The following is a 14,109-nucleotide window of genomic DNA, read 5'->3' as shown; positions in this document are numbered from 1 at the left end:
AGCCGGCGCGCTGCCAGCGCCGCAGCGCAGTGCTCGCCAGGCGCCCCGCCGCCGAGAACGATCACGTCATAGTCACTGCTCGAGGCCATTGTTCCCTCCGTCGGTTGCTGGTGACATCAGGCCGCAGTCGGCCCACGTGCCCCCGTGCGGTACCCGTCCGCGACCCAGTCCGCGATCAGGGAGGCGTACTCGTCGGCTCGAGGTAATCCTCGCCGACCTCCGGCGGCGGCCGATAGCCCTCGATTGTCTCGAGTGCGGCGCCGATGATCGCCTGCGGATGGATCGCACGGAAACATCCAGGTCCGGAGCGGACGCCCACTCCGCCAGCGGACCGCTGAGCCGAATCGGGACGACCGCCGGGCAGGTACCCGACGTGCGCGACGCCGGAGAACGGCAGCAGGCGGCTCGCACACGGTGCAGGGACTGCCCGAGCCAGCCGGGGGTTTAGTTGCCACCGGGGCCTGGTCCGCGTCGCCCTGCACGACCAGCATGGGCATGTCGATCTTGGGCAGGTCGCCGCGGCAGTCGGATTAGCAGCTCAGGGGCTCGCAGTGACGGTCATAGCCATCCGCAGACAGGTGAGCCGACCCTCGGTGGCCGCAGCGTCGGTCAGGTCGAGCCGCTGCGTTGGGCCATGGACGTACATGGCGTCGGTCGTCGGCTATGGGCGTTCTCTCCCTCGCATGGCTATAGTAATTCTTGCTATAATCCGGTCATGCCCAGCCGTGGCGAGGTTCTCCGTGAGGTGATGCTAGAGACAGGCATCACCCAATCCGAGCTGTCTCGGGTCAGCGGGGTGCGTCAGCCCAGCATCAGCCAGTACCTCTCCGGGCGAGGGCACCTGAGCGACGACATGCTCGATCGTCTGCTGTCGTGCATGGGCTACCGCCTGGAGATCGTCCGGCGTCCAGTCAGGCAGGAACTTGATCGCTCGTCCAAGCGCTCCTGGGAACTTCATCGTCGACTCTCGATTCACCTGACGCCCGCGACTTTGAGTGAATGGCGTCCGATCATGCTGCGGAACCTGCAACGCCTGCGGGAGAGCACGCGCGGGCAGCCCCACCTGCGGAATCTGGACCAGTGGCAGCGCCTGATCCAGGACGGCGACCTGCCGAGCCTGCGCCGGGTGATGACCGGGCTCGATACTGACTCGGTGGAGATGCGCGAGGTTTCGCCCATGGGTGGTTTGCTCTCGCAGGAGGAGCGGTCCGAGGTCCTGGGGCTGGTGAGCTGATGCGACGCGACCAGCTCGAGCACGCGATTAGGACGGCGTGCCAGATCATCGGACACGAAGCTGTGGTCGTTGTCGGCTCCCAGTCCATCCTCGGATCCTTTGCCGAGGACGAACTCCCTCAGGAAGCCACCATGTCCATAGAAATCGATATTCTCCCTCTCGTCGACGACGGCGACGAGACCGCTCGACTTGCTGACCTGATCGAAGGTGTCGCTGGCGAGTGGTCGCCGTTCGAGGAGCAGCACGGCTTCAGCATCGACGGGGTAGACCTGGAGACTGCCGTCCTGCCAAATGGCTGGCGCGGCCGGTTGGTCAAAGTCCAGAACGCGAACACCGCCGCAGCCGCCGGCGAGCCTCAGTACATCGGATGGTGCCTCGGCAAGGAGGACCTGTGCGTCGCGAAGCTGTGCGCCTTCCGCGAAAAAGATCAGAACTTCGTGGCAGCGCTGCTCGACGCCGGACTGGTTGACGCCGAGGTCATAGCGAAACGGCTTCTCGAGGTGCCAATGAAGCATCACTCGTCCGCCCAGAGCGCACTCGCCTGGCTTGCAGCAAAAGGCTGAGGCATAGTCGAAGCCAAATGCGGAGGAAGTGACCACTCACTTTCCGGGAACGGTGCACGAGCTTCCGATGGCTGCACCGCTACAACACCGTCCGATCCCGGCTTACACAGCAATCTCTGGTCATCTACGAGACAACCGATCAACATCAAAGACGCCTCCGGAGACAGCCATCAGCCCAATCCTCATCCCAGACCTCAGGAATGCGCTCTTTCATGCCGAATTGAATGCGTCATGACGTTTCTACGAATTACCGAAGGAAGCAACGAGGCCCAACCGACATCCGCAAGATCAAAAGGTGGTCGGTAAGCGGCAGGGCTGGCGAATGTTCAGCCCCACCGCTTGCGATCAGTTTTCGCCGTGATAGGCGCGCAGCTCGCGGCGCGATTGGTGGCGACTCCGACGGCGATCCTCGCGCCGGAAGTGGTAGCCCGTGCACTCCCGGCAGCCGTTGTGGACCATGCTGGCGAAGCGGCCGGTCACGACCCAGTAGCAGCCCCTCACGGGGCGGTAAATTGGTGCGGTGTCGGCGTTGATCCGTTCCGGCAATGTGCACGGTCCGAATCGATGATCATGCTGGGGTCGACAGGTGACCATTGGCCTGTCGGCCATCTTCACCCACCACGGCCGAGTCTTGTCGGTCCGGCTCATACGGTCACCTTTCGGCTCCGTGACGCCCCGGGATGGGGCCGTCATGAGCACCGGTGCACCGTGATCACCTCCGAAGTCGCGTGAGATGTACGGAACGGCAGGAAACCTCACCGCTCGACATATCCGACCCCACGGTACCGCAGCCGCAAAGGTTGCGAAATCGCCGAGGCGCCATGCGCCTCGCGGTCGACGACCCGGAGCATCCTCGTCGGCGAGGTCGGTCCCCACCCTCCTCATCGCAGCTTGACGCAACCTGGGGCACTACCTGCCTTACCTGTAGCCTCGCCGTCGGCGGAGGTACAGCCGCCGTCGCGAATATCCGGATATCTGCCGCTGCCGACCGCGCGGTAACCAACGTCATGGCGATCAAACCATGGCAGCGTCCGGTCGTGCCGATGTAGGGCGCGTTGCAGGTTCTGTGAAGCGCGGCTCTGCCAAGCTGAGTCCGGCTATGTGCTCAGGCCCTCGCCAGCCCCGCCAGCAACGCCGCCCGCACGGGGTCGCCCATCTTCGCCAACGTCCTGGAACTTGACGACCAGGGACAGCCCATCAAGGAGAAGCACGCCGACGCGAGCTCCCGCCTGGAGAGCTGGACCTCGAGCCCTGGGTATGTGCCCTCTGCCGACCCAGCGCTGCCCGGTACGGCCTCCGCACTCGAACACGGCCTCGCGAGGTTTGACGGCCTGCCGGGCGAGGCGACGGCGCGGGTGCGGGGACGGGTTCAGGGCGTCTTCGACGCGCGGGACCGGCCTGCGGTCGCCGTACAAGGGCAAGGTTCGCGAAGGGGCCGCCCACACCACGATGGCCCGCGTGCCGAGCCCCGGTTGTCGAGCCGGAGTCCGGGACGTGCCGGTCACGGACCGGCACGTCCCGGAGAAGCGGATCACCGGTAAACGTGCACCCGTTCGCCGATGTACAGCGTTGACCACAGGCGGTTCATCGCGGCGATTGTCACCCGCACACACCCGTGGCTGGCCGCATAGGTCGGCACGGACTTGGAGCCGTGAATGGCGTATCCGCGGTAGAAGTAATTGGGCCGCCACAGCAGTCCGAGGTCGCTCTGCCGCCAGCCGTCGATCCGGCGGGTGATCGAGAAATTCCCGGTGGGGGTCGGGGTGGAGGACTTTCCGGGGGAGGCGTCGACAATCCGGGTGACCGCGCCGGCCTTGGTCAGGTAGAGCACCCGCTTGGTGAGGTTGATCTCTACCGCGGCTGAGCCGTGGTAGTAACGGGCCTTCGGCCGGTAGGGGCTGGCGAGCTTGCTCCACGTGGTCGGCCCGACGACGCCGTCCACGCCGATGCCCTGCACCTTCTGGAAGGCGTAGACCCCGTGCAGGGTGTTGTAGCCGAAGACGCCGTCCACCGAGCCGACGTCGTAGCGCAGTGCGATCAGCCGTTGTTGCAGATACGTCACCGCGGACCCGTGAGAGCCGTATTTGATCGTGGGCCGAGCGGCGACCGCCGCGGCGGCGACCGGCCGGCCCGCCGTCGCCGGGGCCGCGGCGGCGGGCCCGGCCAGGGCCGACACGGCGGCGACGACGGTGAGTAGGACCAGCGAGAGGTGGGTGGGCAGGCGTGCGATCCTGCTGCCCTTGGAGTGCATGACGATCATCCCCTTGGATATCGAAGATGTTGTCTCTACGAGTCTGCTCGGCCGCGTCAACCTGCCGTATGGGCCGAACGTCGTCCCGGCCCGTTACCTCGCCGACCATGCGTTGCCTGGGGTGACTGTGCCGGTGCCCGAACCGAAACGGACGCCGACCACAACAAGCGAAGGAAGTGAATGACGTGGAGCTGACTGACGGTCCGAGCACCGGCCGGCTTGGGCTCCTGGTAGCCCTGAACCAATGCTTGGTGAGACTGGGGACCGGTGACGTCGGTCATCGACGTGCCGGTCGGCGCCGGTGGCAACACGGTGAGCAGATTGGACGATCGCAGAGGCGTGCTCATCACGACAGGGCTCGGCCGGCGCTCCAATCTCCCGATCTGACGACCATGCCGAGTGGAGTAGCCCGTATCGTGGCTGACTGTGCACGTCTCTGATGTCACGTTGGCGGAGTGGCGGGTGTCTGATTGCCGGCGCGCGCGAACGGTGGCGAATGATGTCTCGGCCCGCCTCGGGATTCCGCTGATCGAGGTCAGCGCCCGCCGATATGCGGGTCAAGCTTGGTGGAACGCGTACTTCGACATCGACGGCACACGCTTCGCGCTGGTGCCCGGTGGCGAGGCGGCGGTGGGCTACAACACCGAGCGGTACGTCGCGACCGTCGCTGAGCTGGCTTCGTTCCGGTGCGAGGAGGACGATCCGCTCGGTGTCTGCGGGTCGAGGAGCGCCCGCCGGCCGAAGGGCTGCACCGTCCAGTTGTGTGATCGATTCCGGGAGGTCTCCTGGGGCGCCGAGTCGGGCTCACGTCGCGGGCCGGCTTCGCCGACATCTGCGGTGAACCGCACCGTCGTTCGGCCCGATCCCTGAGCGCAAGCGGGGTGCGGCGCCGCTGGGCACCGCACCCGGACGCCTCAGTCGACCGGACCTGACACTCACCTGCCACCAGAGTGCGCGTGACGCACCTATGGCGATCGCGCAGCATGAGAGGCATCCGGACGTGCCGAAACGGGCGGTGGCCGAGCCTTGCCATTCGGACAGGCAAGGGCCGCCCGGATCGGGCCGTGCGAACAGCGACTGGCGGGGCAGGTTCGTCCCCCCTTTCCAGCGAACCGGTCGAGCATGGCTGGCGGCCTGCCGACCCGACCGGCGACGGTTTCGAAGCGGCCGGAATCGCGCTGGCGCTCCGGCCGGCCAACCTCACCGCCGTGTGCTGGCGGTGGGCAGCCTCATCGGCGTCCGGCTGCGGTGGCACCGATGAGTCTGCGCAACATGCGTCGCATGTCGGCTCTTGGAGTTGCTGGGTCGGGGCCGGCATGCCCCAGTGGATGGGCCGTGCGACCCAAGCCGGGTCAGTGGGCATTCGGGGCGCCGGTCATCTGTGGCTTTCCGGCCGGTACAAGGCCTAGCGAGAGCACCGCGGCCACGGCGACGACGGTGAACACGGTGAAGGCGTCGGTGAAGCCGTCGATCGAGGGGGCTTGACGCAACCATCTGGTTGCCATATGGTTATGGCAACCAGATGGTTGCCATATGTGGGAGTGTGTCATGGGCTTTCCCGATCGCATCGAGCGCAGTATCAACGTCGCCCACCCGCCGGCGAAGGTATGGCAAGCGATCACGACGGCTGAGGGATTGGGCACGTGGTTCGGCCAGAAGGCGACCGTCGACCTGCGCGTCGGCGGCGTCGCCCACCTGACCTTCGAGGGCGGCCACAGCGCCGACCTGCGCATCGAGCGCCTCGAGCCGCCGCACGTGTTCGGCTACACCTGGGGCATCACCGGCCTGCCGGCCGACGATCCGCGCCGTACGTATGTCGAGTTCACCCTCGAGCCGGTGGCCGAGGGGACCCGGCTCACCGTGGTCGAGTCCGGCTTCGCACAGCTGCCCGACGACCTTCACTCCGGCGCGTACGGCGGCAACGTCGAGGGGTGGCGGAGTGAGCTGGATGAGCTCGTCGAATACCTCGATGTCCGAGCGTGATCCGGAGGCCGTCGCCGAGGAGGTCTTCGCGGCACTGGCCGATCCCAGCCGGCGGAGCATCCTGGCCGCGCTCGCGTCCCGCGGGCCGGCCACGGCGACGGACCTGGCGGCCAGCCTGCCGATCACCCGGCAGGCGATCGCCAAACACCTCGGCTTGCTCGCCGAGGCCGGGCTGGTCGTCGCCGAGCCCGGCGAGCGGCGTCGCGTCCGCTACCGGCTCCGGTCGGCCCCCATCCAGGTCGCGCAGCAGTTTCTCGCCGCATTGGCACGGGACTGGGACTCAAGCCTCGACGCCCTCAGGCGGCATTTGAGTGCGTGACAAGCGGGCCGCAGACGGTCCGTATCTACCGGGAGGATGAATGAGAATCGCGGACAGAGCAGTCCTGGTGACCGGGGCCAATCGCGGCATCGGGCAGGCGCTGGTCGAGGAGGCGTTGCGGAGAGGCGCGAAGCAGGTGTATGCCGGTAGGCGCCAACCCTTGGCACACCCGGATCGGCGCGTCACGCCCCTGACCTTGGACGTGACCAACGCGGCGCAGACGCAGGAGGCCGTCGAGAAAGTCGAGTCTCTCGACATCCTCATCAATAACGCCGGCCTGGGGCTCTACGACGACCTCAGTGACCGTACCGCGTTGGAACGGCACCTCGCCGTCAATCTATTTGGCACGTACGGCGTGACCCAGGCTTTCCTGCCGTTGCTGACCCGCTCTCGGGGAGCCATCGTCAACATCGCGTCGTTGGCCGCCTTGGCCGCCGTGCCACTCATGCCGGCCTACTCGATCTCGAAGGCGGCCGCGTTCTCATTGTCGCAATCGCTGCGCGCTCTTCTGGCCGGGCGGGGCGTGCGCGTGCATGCCGTGCTGACCGGCCCCGTGGACACCGACATGACCCGGGGTCTCGAGGTACCGAAGGCGTCTCCGGAGTCCGTTGCGCGAGCCATCTTCGACGGAGTGGAGAAAGGCGAGGAGGACATCTTCCCCGATCCCATGTCGGAGTCCATGGCGGAGAGCTGGCGCAACGGTGCGGGCAAGACGCTCGAACGCCAGAATGCGGCGTTAGTACAAGCAGAGCCGGTGACGTCATGAGCGTAGGGCGGGACACGGCGCAACTTCGGCCCGCCACGCTGGCGGCGACGCTCGGGCTCGCCGCCGCAGCCTGGGTCGTCGCGGTCCGGCAGATGAACGGGATGGACCTGGGCGTCGCGACCCGGCTCGATTCGTTCGCGTTCTTCGTTGCGCTGTGGGTGTCGATGATGGTGGCGATGATGCTGCCCGGCGCGACTCCGGCAATCTTGAGACGCGCTCGTGCCAGCGGTCGCGTGCGCACGGTACCGCTGTTCCTCGGGTCGTACCTTGCGGTCTGGACGCTCGTGGGCGTCGCCGTGTACGCGTTGTACCGACCGCACGAGTCTTTTGCCGCCGGCGCGGTGGTGATCGCGGCAGGCATCTACGAGCTCACGCCGCTCAAGCGGTATTTCCGCCGGCGCTGCCGCGAGAGCGTCGGCTCGGGATTCGAGTTCGGGCTCTGCTGCGTCGGCTCCAGCATCGGACTGATGCTGATGTTGGTGGCGCTAGGCGTCATGAATATCGCCTGGATGGCCGTGATCGCCGTCCTGGTGGTCGCCCAGAAGCTCCTGCCCGCGAAGGCCGCCATCGATGTGCCGTTGGCGGTGGCGATCGTCGGGCTCGGCATCCTGATCCTTATCGCGCCCTCGCTGGTTCCCGGACTTACGCCACCGATGTGAGACGTCGTTGGTGGCGTCGGCCAGGCCAACTGTTGTGACCAAGAGAAGAGACAAACGGTGACCGATCACAAGACCGCGGGCAACGACTATAGCACCAAGATCATTGAGGAGCTCCGGGCGAACGAGGGACGCGTCGGCGGGCCATGGGCGGGCACCACGCTGATTCTCATCCACCACATCGGCGCCAAGTCCGGGATCGAGCGCATCACGCCGCTGGCCTGCTCCCCGCAGGGAGACGGACGCTTCGCGATCTGGGCCTCCAATGGAGGATCACCAACCCACCCAGACTGGTACCACAACCTCAAGGCCAACCCCACGATCACCGTCGGGGTGGGTGCCCAGAGATTCACGGTCCTGGCGCAGGAGCTGGACGACACCGGCCGCGCCGAGCTGTGGCTGAAGCTGGTCGCGGAGGCTCCCCCACTCGGCGACGTCCAGACCAGGACCACGCGACAGATTCCCGTGTTCCTGCTGACCCGCCAGGACTGACCTGCGATCAGAGCTGCCGGTTTGCCACGCTTGGCAGTCCGCCCAGACCGTCGCAGTGGTCGTACGCGACGAATGAGCTGTTGGAACGATACGAAGGAGACAGACAATGACCGCCCACAAGACCGGAACCCGCGAAGAGTGGCATGCGGCCCGGCTGGAGCTGCTCGAGGCCGAGAAGGCGCTGACGCGGCGAAGCGACGAACTCGCACGGTGGCGCCAGGAGCTGCCCTGGGTTCGGATCGACAAGGCGTACCGCTTCGAGACCGACGACGGCACGGCGTCCCTCGCCGATCTCTTCAGAGGACGCTCGCAGCTGCTCATCTACCACTTCATGTTCGGCGACGGAGCCCGGCTCACCGACGAGCGCCGGGGATGCACCGGATGCTCCCTGGTCGCCGATCACTTCGACAGCGTCATCCCCCACTTGAACGGCCGCGACATCACCCTCGTTTGTGCGTCGATCGCCCCGTTGCAAGAGCTCCAGGACTATAAGCGGCAAATGGGCTGGCGATTCCCGTGGGTTTCGTCGCTCGGGAGCGACTTCAACTACGACTTCGGCGTCGCCTTCACCGAGGAGCAGCGGAGAAACGGGGCCGACTACAACTTCCGACATGTCGACGAGCCCGGGCCGCAGAAGGAGGGTATGAGCGCCTTCGCGCTCCAGGACGGCGCTGTCCACCACACATACTCCACCTACGCCCGTGGCGTCGAGGCCTTGATGGGAACCTACCAGTTCCTCGACCTCGCCCCGAGGGGCAGGAACGAGGACGGCCTCGAGTTCGCGCAGGCATGGTGGCGCCGCCACGACGAGTACGACAGCGAGTGAGGCGTCAGCGTCGGCACCGATGGGGAGCCGGGAGAGGGCACGGGGCGGCCTCCACGACCCCCGCCCCGCCTCTGCCTGCTGGTTGAAGCACGCCAGCCCTTGCCACCCGAGGCGACCGAATGAACGGCACCGGCGGCAACTCGCCTCGGCTGTCGTCGAATCCCGTCGCGCCGGCGACGCCATCCGCAGGCCGAGCATAGGTAGCCAGAACCTGCCACCTGCATGGCTCCGCACCACGCCACGACCCCGACATGACACGTCTCGAGTCCGCGGTTCGTGTACCGCCACATCCGTTCGCACGCTTGCGCAGCTCACGAGCTGTCGGTGGATCGGATGCGGCAGAACCCGAACCGCGTTCCCTCAGCGGGTTCAGCCGCCCGTACCGGCCGGCGCTGCCCCATCTGGACTCGCTCACAGGCACGGTGCTGCATTCGGCCGAGTACCGGCTCCGTACGCCGGTGCCCGCGTGGTCGTGGTCGGAGGCGGCAACTCGGCGGTGCAGATCGCAGTCGAGCTGGCCGAGGTCGCTACCGTGAGCATCGCCACCCGGGGGCGGTTGCTGTGGCAGCCGCAACAGATCCTCGGCCGGGACTTCCACTGGTGGCTGGTCCGCACGCGGCTGGACACGTGGGGCCTCGGACCCCGGCTGGCGAAGGGCAGCGTGCCGGTGATCGACGATGGCCGGTACCGGGCCGCGATCCGGACTGGTCGGCCCGATCACCGGCCGCTGTTCGCCCGCCTCGACGGTGACGACGTGGTGTGGGCCGACGGGTCACGCGAGCAGGTGGACGTGCTCATCCTCGCGACCGGCTTCCGGCCGGAGGTGGGATACCTGGCGCGTATCGCGGCGCTCGACGAGCGCGGCACGCCGGTGCACGACGGGGGTGTGTCGAGCACCGTGCGGGGTTGGGCTTTGTGGGTTTGGAGCGGCAGCGCAGCTTCGGCTCGGCAACCCTGCGCGGAGTGTGCCGCGACGCCGCCCATGTGTTGACGGCCCTGACGCGCCCGGAGAGTGTGGCTGACGCGGCGCATCGGTGAGGCGGCTCTGAATCCGCGCGTGGTCGACCACGGTGTTCAGCTCGCGTCAATGGGGCCGAACGTCGCTGAGGCTGGGGGGGCACGGTGCTCAGGCACCGGTGCTGGCGATGAGGCGCGGGCGGTGATACCGATCGCGGCGAGCAGGCAGGTGACGCTGATCGCGGCGAGCATCGCCGGGTAGCCGCCCGATGTGCTGAGCAGGCCCGCAGCGGCCAGGGGCGCGGCGGCCTTGGCGAGGGTGATGGGTGTGGCCAGGATGCCGTTGATGGTGGCGTAGGCGCTGGTGCCGTACCGGTCGGCCAGCACGGTGGGTTTGACCAGGCTCGCCACGCCGAAGCCGATGCCGAACGCCACGACCGCGACCGTGACGCCGACCCGGCTTCGCCCGACCGCGAGCAGGGCAAGCGCGGCGGTGGCCTGAACGGTGAAGACAACCCCGACGACGTAGGGCAGTGGCAACCGCCGTTGCACGCCGGTCAGCAGCAGCCGCCCGGTCACCGACAGGACGCCGAGCAACCCGGCGACGGTTGCGGCGAAGGTGGCCGGATGTCTTTCGTGGACGAGGAACCCGACGAGGTGGACGGTCATCGCGGTCATCGCGGCGCCGTGGGCGACGAACGCCACCGCGAGCCACCAGAATCGCCGGTCGTGCAGCGCCGCTCGCACCACAAGGGCGTGGTCCTGCGGCGTGGGCGGGCATTGCCGGGCGACCGGTTGCGGTGGTTTGCGTACGGCGAGGGCGTGCAGCGGGATGGTGACCGTGCCGTGGAGGGCGGCGAGGATGAGCAGGGTGGTGCGCCAGCCATACCGGTCGAGCAGCCCGCCGGTCAGCGGCATGAAGATGGTGCTGGCGAACCCGGCCACCACGATCACCGCGAGCACCGCCTTGGCCCGCCGGGCCGGGCCGAACCAGGAGACCACCACGGCGAGGGCGGGTTCGTAGAGCACCATCGCGCTGGTAATGCCGATACCGACAAGCACGAGATAGAGCTGCCCGACAGTGTGGACCCGCGCCCAGGCGACGACGAGGCCGGTGGCGGCGATGGAGCCGGCGGTCATCAGTGCCCGGCCGCCGCGGCGGTCCAGCCACCGCCCGACCGGTACCGCCATCACGGCACCGGCGAGCACGGAGGCGGTCAGCGCCCCCGTCACCGTCGCCGGTGCGGCGTGCAGCGAGCGGGCCATCGGTAGGAGCAGAACGGCGAAGGCGTAGTACAGCACGCCGTACCCGACGGTCTGGGTGACGGCGAGGGCAGCCACGATCGGCCATCCGTTCGCGTGTCCGGAACGCTGCGGGTGGTCGCCGGTCCGACGGCCGGCGACCACCCGCGTGGTTCGGGTCACCACGGGTCGCCGCTCAGCCGCCGGACGGCTCACCGGAGCCGTCGCCGGCCACGGGCAGCAGGGTCAGCGGCGCGGATGGCAGGCCACCCGCGATGCCGGTGGCCAGCCCTCGGCCGGCCGGCACCGGCGACTCGGCCGTAGAGGTGGCGCAGCAGCCGCCGCTGCCGTCGATCCGGTCCGCGTCCAGGGGCACGTTGCTGCTGCACACCCCGGTCTCGGGCAGGTCGAGCTGCACGTCCCGCGCAGCGGCCCAGTCCCCAGCGAGGGCGGCGACGACGGAACGGGCCTGCTCGTACCCGGTGGTCACGAGGAACGTGGGCGCCCGGCCGTAGGACTTGACTCCGATGGCGTAGTACCCGGGCTCTGGGTGCGCCAGTTCGTCGACCCCATGTGGGGGGACGGTGCCGCAGGAGTGCTCGTTGGGGTCGATCAGCGGGGCCAGGGCTCGAGTGGACCCGAGGACCGGGTCCAGGTCCAGGCGCAGCTCGGCGGTGATGGCGTGGTCGGGACGGAACCCGGTGGCGGACACGATCCGGTCAGCCGTGACCGCGCGCCCGGTGCGGTCCGACACCGACACCCGCCCATCCGGGGTGGGAGTGATGGCGTGTACCGAGAAGCCGGTGAGCAGTTCGATCGCGCCGGCTTCGACGTGTTCGCGTAGCCGGGTGCCGATCGCGCCCCGGGCCGGCAGCGCGTCGGCGGTCTGTCCGCCGTAGCTGCGGACCGGGCTGGTCGGCCGGATCGCCCAGACCACGGTCGTGCCGGGCCCCTGCGTGGCCAATTCTGCGAGGGACAGCAGGGTGGTTGCGGCCGAGTGGCCGCCGCCGACCACGAGGGTGCGCCTGCCGGCGAACCGGTGCCGGTCGGCGCCGAGCACATCGGGCAGGGCCTGCTCGATATACCGCGCGGCGGTGGTTTCGCCGTGGGCGGGGATGCCCGAGCCGCCGATCCAGTTCGGGATTCCCCAGGTGCCGGAGGCGTCGATCACCGCCCGGGCCAGCAGCTCCTCGCCGTCGGCGAGGCGGACCAGGAACGGGGCGGCTTCCCGTTCGGCGGTCCGTACCCTGTCGAGGCCGTCGCGGGTGATCGCGACCACTCGTGCCCCGTACCGGACGTCCGGCTTGAGTGCCGGGAGGTCGGCTAGGGGCCGCAGGTAGTCGGCAGCGAGCTGCGCCCCGCTGGGCAGCACCTCGGGGTCCGGCTCGACCCAACCGGCCTCGGCAAGCAGCCGGCGAGCGGCCTGGTCGACGTTGTACCGCCACGGGGAGAACAACCGCACGTGCCCCCACTGCCGCACCGCGGCTGCCGGCCCGTCCCCGGCTTCGAGGACCACGAAGGGCAGGCCGCGCTCGTGCAGGTGCGCGGCGGCGGCCAACCCGACCGGGCCGGCGCCGATAACGACGACCGGCAGGCCGTCCACACGACTGTCCACAACAGAACTCCTGTCTCGATCAATGTCGAATCAAACGGTCGGGTGCGTCACTTGACGCGGGGGCGCGGAAACGGGTCAGTGCACCAGCTGCGGCGCTCGATGAACACCGGTTGCCGAGGCATTCGTGCCGGCCGATCCGCTCACGGACACCTACCACGCGGAACCCGGCGCGATGGTGCAGGGCGACGCTGGCGGTGTTCTCCGGGAAGATGCCGGACTGGATGGTCCAGATCCCGGCCACCTCCGTCGACACGATCAGTGCGTAAAGCAGCGCCCGGCCCGCGCCGCGCCGCTGCGCGGCCGGGTCGACGTACACGGAGTGCTCGACCACTCCCGCGTAGACGCAGCGGGTGGACACCGCCGAGACGGCGACCCAACCAAGCACGCCACCGCTGTCCTCGTCTACGGCGACGTACCGGTGGTCGGGCAGTTTGCCGGCGTCGAACGCCGCCCACCGCGGCGCGGTGGTCTCGAAGCTAGCGTCGCCGCTATCGAGGCCGGCCTGGTAGATGCGTAGCACCGCGTCCGCGTCGGTCTCGCACATGGGGCGGATCTTCACGAGCACACCTCCGCGACCGCTGGGGCGGGTTTGCCCATGACCACGTCGGCGGCGGACGGGAAGCACGTGATGCAGTTGTCATTGATCCGGTAGTGCCGGGCGTTGCCGACCGGCTCGGCCAAGACGAACCGCACCTCGGCGAGGATCTTGAGGTGCTGCGACACGGTGGATTGGGCCAGCCCGACCGCAGCGACGATTTCCCCCACAGCCATTGGTCGGGCCTGGCGGGCCAGGTACGCCACGATCTGCACCCGACTCGGGTCCGCCAACGCCCGGAACCAGGATGCATAGCGCTGTGCCACCTCCCGGTCCAACAGGTCGGCCATCGCCACTCACCACCATCATCGTTAATCGCCGATCGGCGATGGAAGTCTAGCGGTCGACGTGGCGAGGAACCAGACGGTGGCCACGACGAGGCGGGCGAGCGCGACCACCGCGCCGGGCCACGGGTTGGTCGACGGAGGCGGAGGGCACCGCCACGTGGCGGCCGAACGTCAGGTTCGTGGTGACAGGCTGTCGCACCACCGGACGGTCGGCAGCGCGTACACCTCCGGCACCGACCGGACCGGAAACGGCGCAGCGCTAACCGTGGCCCCGAGCTCGCCCAACCGCTGGCCGAGCCACCTCCGTGCGGCGGTGCCGCGGC

At 68.4% G+C, this 14,109-nt stretch carries 18 protein-coding genes; 11 read left to right on the top strand and 7 right to left on the bottom strand.

Going from position 1 to position 14,109, the window contains the following annotated elements; translation table 11 throughout:
* Positions 1–715 precede the first annotated feature (715 nt).
* On the top strand, positions 716–1,234 hold the full coding sequence (locus tag VGR06_RS12785) for a helix-turn-helix transcriptional regulator (RefSeq protein WP_327559256.1): 519 nt from the start codon (positions 716–718) through the stop codon (positions 1,232–1,234).
* Positions 1,234–1,797, top strand: coding sequence for a DUF6036 family nucleotidyltransferase (locus tag VGR06_RS12780; RefSeq protein ID WP_327559255.1), 564 nt, complete (start codon positions 1,234–1,236; stop codon positions 1,795–1,797). Before VGR06_RS12785 ends, VGR06_RS12780 begins: the two co-directional genes overlap by 1 nt.
* A 345-nt stretch (positions 1,798–2,142) precedes the next feature.
* On the opposite strand, the gene VGR06_RS12775 is transcribed toward VGR06_RS12780, so the two are convergent.
* A complete protein-coding gene (locus VGR06_RS12775; RefSeq protein WP_327559254.1) occupies positions 2,143–2,445 on the bottom strand; it encodes a hypothetical protein in 303 nt (100 codons plus the stop codon).
* 883 nt (positions 2,446–3,328) lie between these two features.
* Positions 3,329–4,048: a L,D-transpeptidase family protein gene (locus VGR06_RS12770; RefSeq protein WP_327559253.1), complete on the bottom strand. Its 720-nt coding sequence runs from the start codon at positions 4,046–4,048 to the stop codon at positions 3,329–3,331.
* On the opposite strand from VGR06_RS12770, the gene VGR06_RS12765 reads away from it, so the two are divergent.
* Both VGR06_RS12765 and VGR06_RS12760 read left to right on the top strand, forming a co-directional pair.
* Positions 4,047–4,232 carry a hypothetical protein gene (locus tag VGR06_RS12765; RefSeq protein ID WP_327559252.1) on the top strand — a complete coding sequence of 62 codons (186 nt, stop codon included), beginning with the start codon at positions 4,047–4,049 and terminating at the stop codon, positions 4,230–4,232. The two genes, VGR06_RS12770 and VGR06_RS12765, sit on opposite strands and share 2 nt — an antisense overlap.
* A 305-nt stretch (positions 4,233–4,537) precedes the next feature.
* On the top strand, positions 4,538–4,918 hold the full coding sequence (locus VGR06_RS12760; RefSeq protein ID WP_327559251.1) for a hypothetical protein: 381 nt from the start codon (positions 4,538–4,540) through the stop codon (positions 4,916–4,918).
* Positions 4,919–5,400: 482 nt separating this feature from the next.
* Here the strand turns inward: VGR06_RS12760 and VGR06_RS12755 are convergent, their stop codons facing one another.
* A complete protein-coding gene (locus VGR06_RS12755; RefSeq protein ID WP_327559250.1) occupies positions 5,401–5,553 on the bottom strand; it encodes a hypothetical protein in 153 nt (50 codons plus the stop codon).
* A 43-nt stretch (positions 5,554–5,596) separates the two neighbouring features.
* Here VGR06_RS12755 and VGR06_RS12750 point away from each other — a divergent pair, with 43 nt between their 5' ends.
* From VGR06_RS12750 to VGR06_RS12720, 7 genes are all read left to right on the top strand, one after another.
* The gene (locus tag VGR06_RS12750; protein WP_327559249.1) at positions 5,597–6,031 is read left to right on the top strand and encodes an SRPBCC domain-containing protein; all 435 of its coding nucleotides are present in this window, start codon (positions 5,597–5,599) and stop codon (positions 6,029–6,031) included.
* Positions 6,018–6,350 carry a metalloregulator ArsR/SmtB family transcription factor gene (locus VGR06_RS12745; RefSeq protein WP_327559248.1) on the top strand — a complete coding sequence of 111 codons (333 nt, stop codon included), beginning with the start codon at positions 6,018–6,020 and terminating at the stop codon, positions 6,348–6,350. Before VGR06_RS12750 ends, VGR06_RS12745 begins: the two co-directional genes overlap by 14 nt.
* Before the next feature lie 67 nt (positions 6,351–6,417).
* Entirely contained in the window at positions 6,418–7,116 is a 699-nt protein-coding gene (locus VGR06_RS12740) for an SDR family NAD(P)-dependent oxidoreductase (protein ID WP_327559247.1), read from the top strand.
* Positions 7,113–7,775: a DUF2182 domain-containing protein gene (locus tag VGR06_RS12735; protein ID WP_327559246.1), complete on the top strand. Its 663-nt coding sequence runs from the start codon at positions 7,113–7,115 to the stop codon at positions 7,773–7,775. Before VGR06_RS12740 ends, VGR06_RS12735 begins: the two co-directional genes overlap by 4 nt.
* Before the next feature lie 57 nt (positions 7,776–7,832).
* A complete protein-coding gene (locus VGR06_RS12730; protein WP_327559245.1) occupies positions 7,833–8,264 on the top strand; it encodes a nitroreductase family deazaflavin-dependent oxidoreductase in 432 nt (143 codons plus the stop codon).
* Positions 8,265–8,370: 106 nt separating this feature from the next.
* Positions 8,371–9,090 carry a DUF899 domain-containing protein gene (locus VGR06_RS12725; protein WP_327559244.1) on the top strand — a complete coding sequence of 240 codons (720 nt, stop codon included), beginning with the start codon at positions 8,371–8,373 and terminating at the stop codon, positions 9,088–9,090.
* A gap of 466 nt (positions 9,091–9,556) precedes the next feature.
* Positions 9,557–10,081 carry a hypothetical protein gene (locus VGR06_RS12720; protein WP_327559243.1) on the top strand — a complete coding sequence of 175 codons (525 nt, stop codon included), beginning with the start codon at positions 9,557–9,559 and terminating at the stop codon, positions 10,079–10,081.
* An 83-nt stretch (positions 10,082–10,164) separates the two neighbouring features.
* Here VGR06_RS12720 and VGR06_RS12715 read toward each other — a convergent pair whose 3' ends face one another.
* The 4 genes from VGR06_RS12715 to VGR06_RS12700 all read right to left on the bottom strand — a co-directional run bounded on the left by VGR06_RS12715 (position 10,165) and on the right by VGR06_RS12700 (position 13,789).
* Positions 10,165–11,388: an MFS transporter gene (locus tag VGR06_RS12715; RefSeq protein WP_327559242.1), complete on the bottom strand. Its 1,224-nt coding sequence runs from the start codon at positions 11,386–11,388 to the stop codon at positions 10,165–10,167.
* Positions 11,389–11,485: 97 nt separating this feature from the next.
* Positions 11,486–12,904, bottom strand: a complete 1,419-nt coding sequence (locus tag VGR06_RS12710) for an FAD-dependent oxidoreductase (RefSeq protein WP_327559241.1) — start codon at positions 12,902–12,904, stop codon at positions 11,486–11,488.
* 19 nt (positions 12,905–12,923) lie between these two features.
* The gene (locus VGR06_RS12705) at positions 12,924–13,463 is read right to left on the bottom strand and encodes an N-acetyltransferase family protein (RefSeq protein WP_327559240.1); all 540 of its coding nucleotides are present in this window, start codon (positions 13,461–13,463) and stop codon (positions 12,924–12,926) included.
* Positions 13,460–13,789 (bottom strand): metalloregulator ArsR/SmtB family transcription factor, encoded by a 330-nt coding sequence (locus VGR06_RS12700; RefSeq protein WP_327559239.1) that lies wholly within the window; start codon positions 13,787–13,789, stop codon positions 13,460–13,462. The genes VGR06_RS12705 and VGR06_RS12700 overlap by 4 nt, the downstream gene beginning before the upstream one ends.
* Between the last annotated feature and the right edge of the window lie 320 nt (positions 13,790–14,109).

Origin of the sequence: Actinophytocola sp. (assembly GCF_036002505.1) — a bacterium.
Classification (GTDB): domain Bacteria; phylum Actinomycetota; class Actinomycetes; order Mycobacteriales; family Pseudonocardiaceae; genus DASYTH01.
This window is presented reverse-complemented; position numbering and strand designations above follow the sequence as displayed.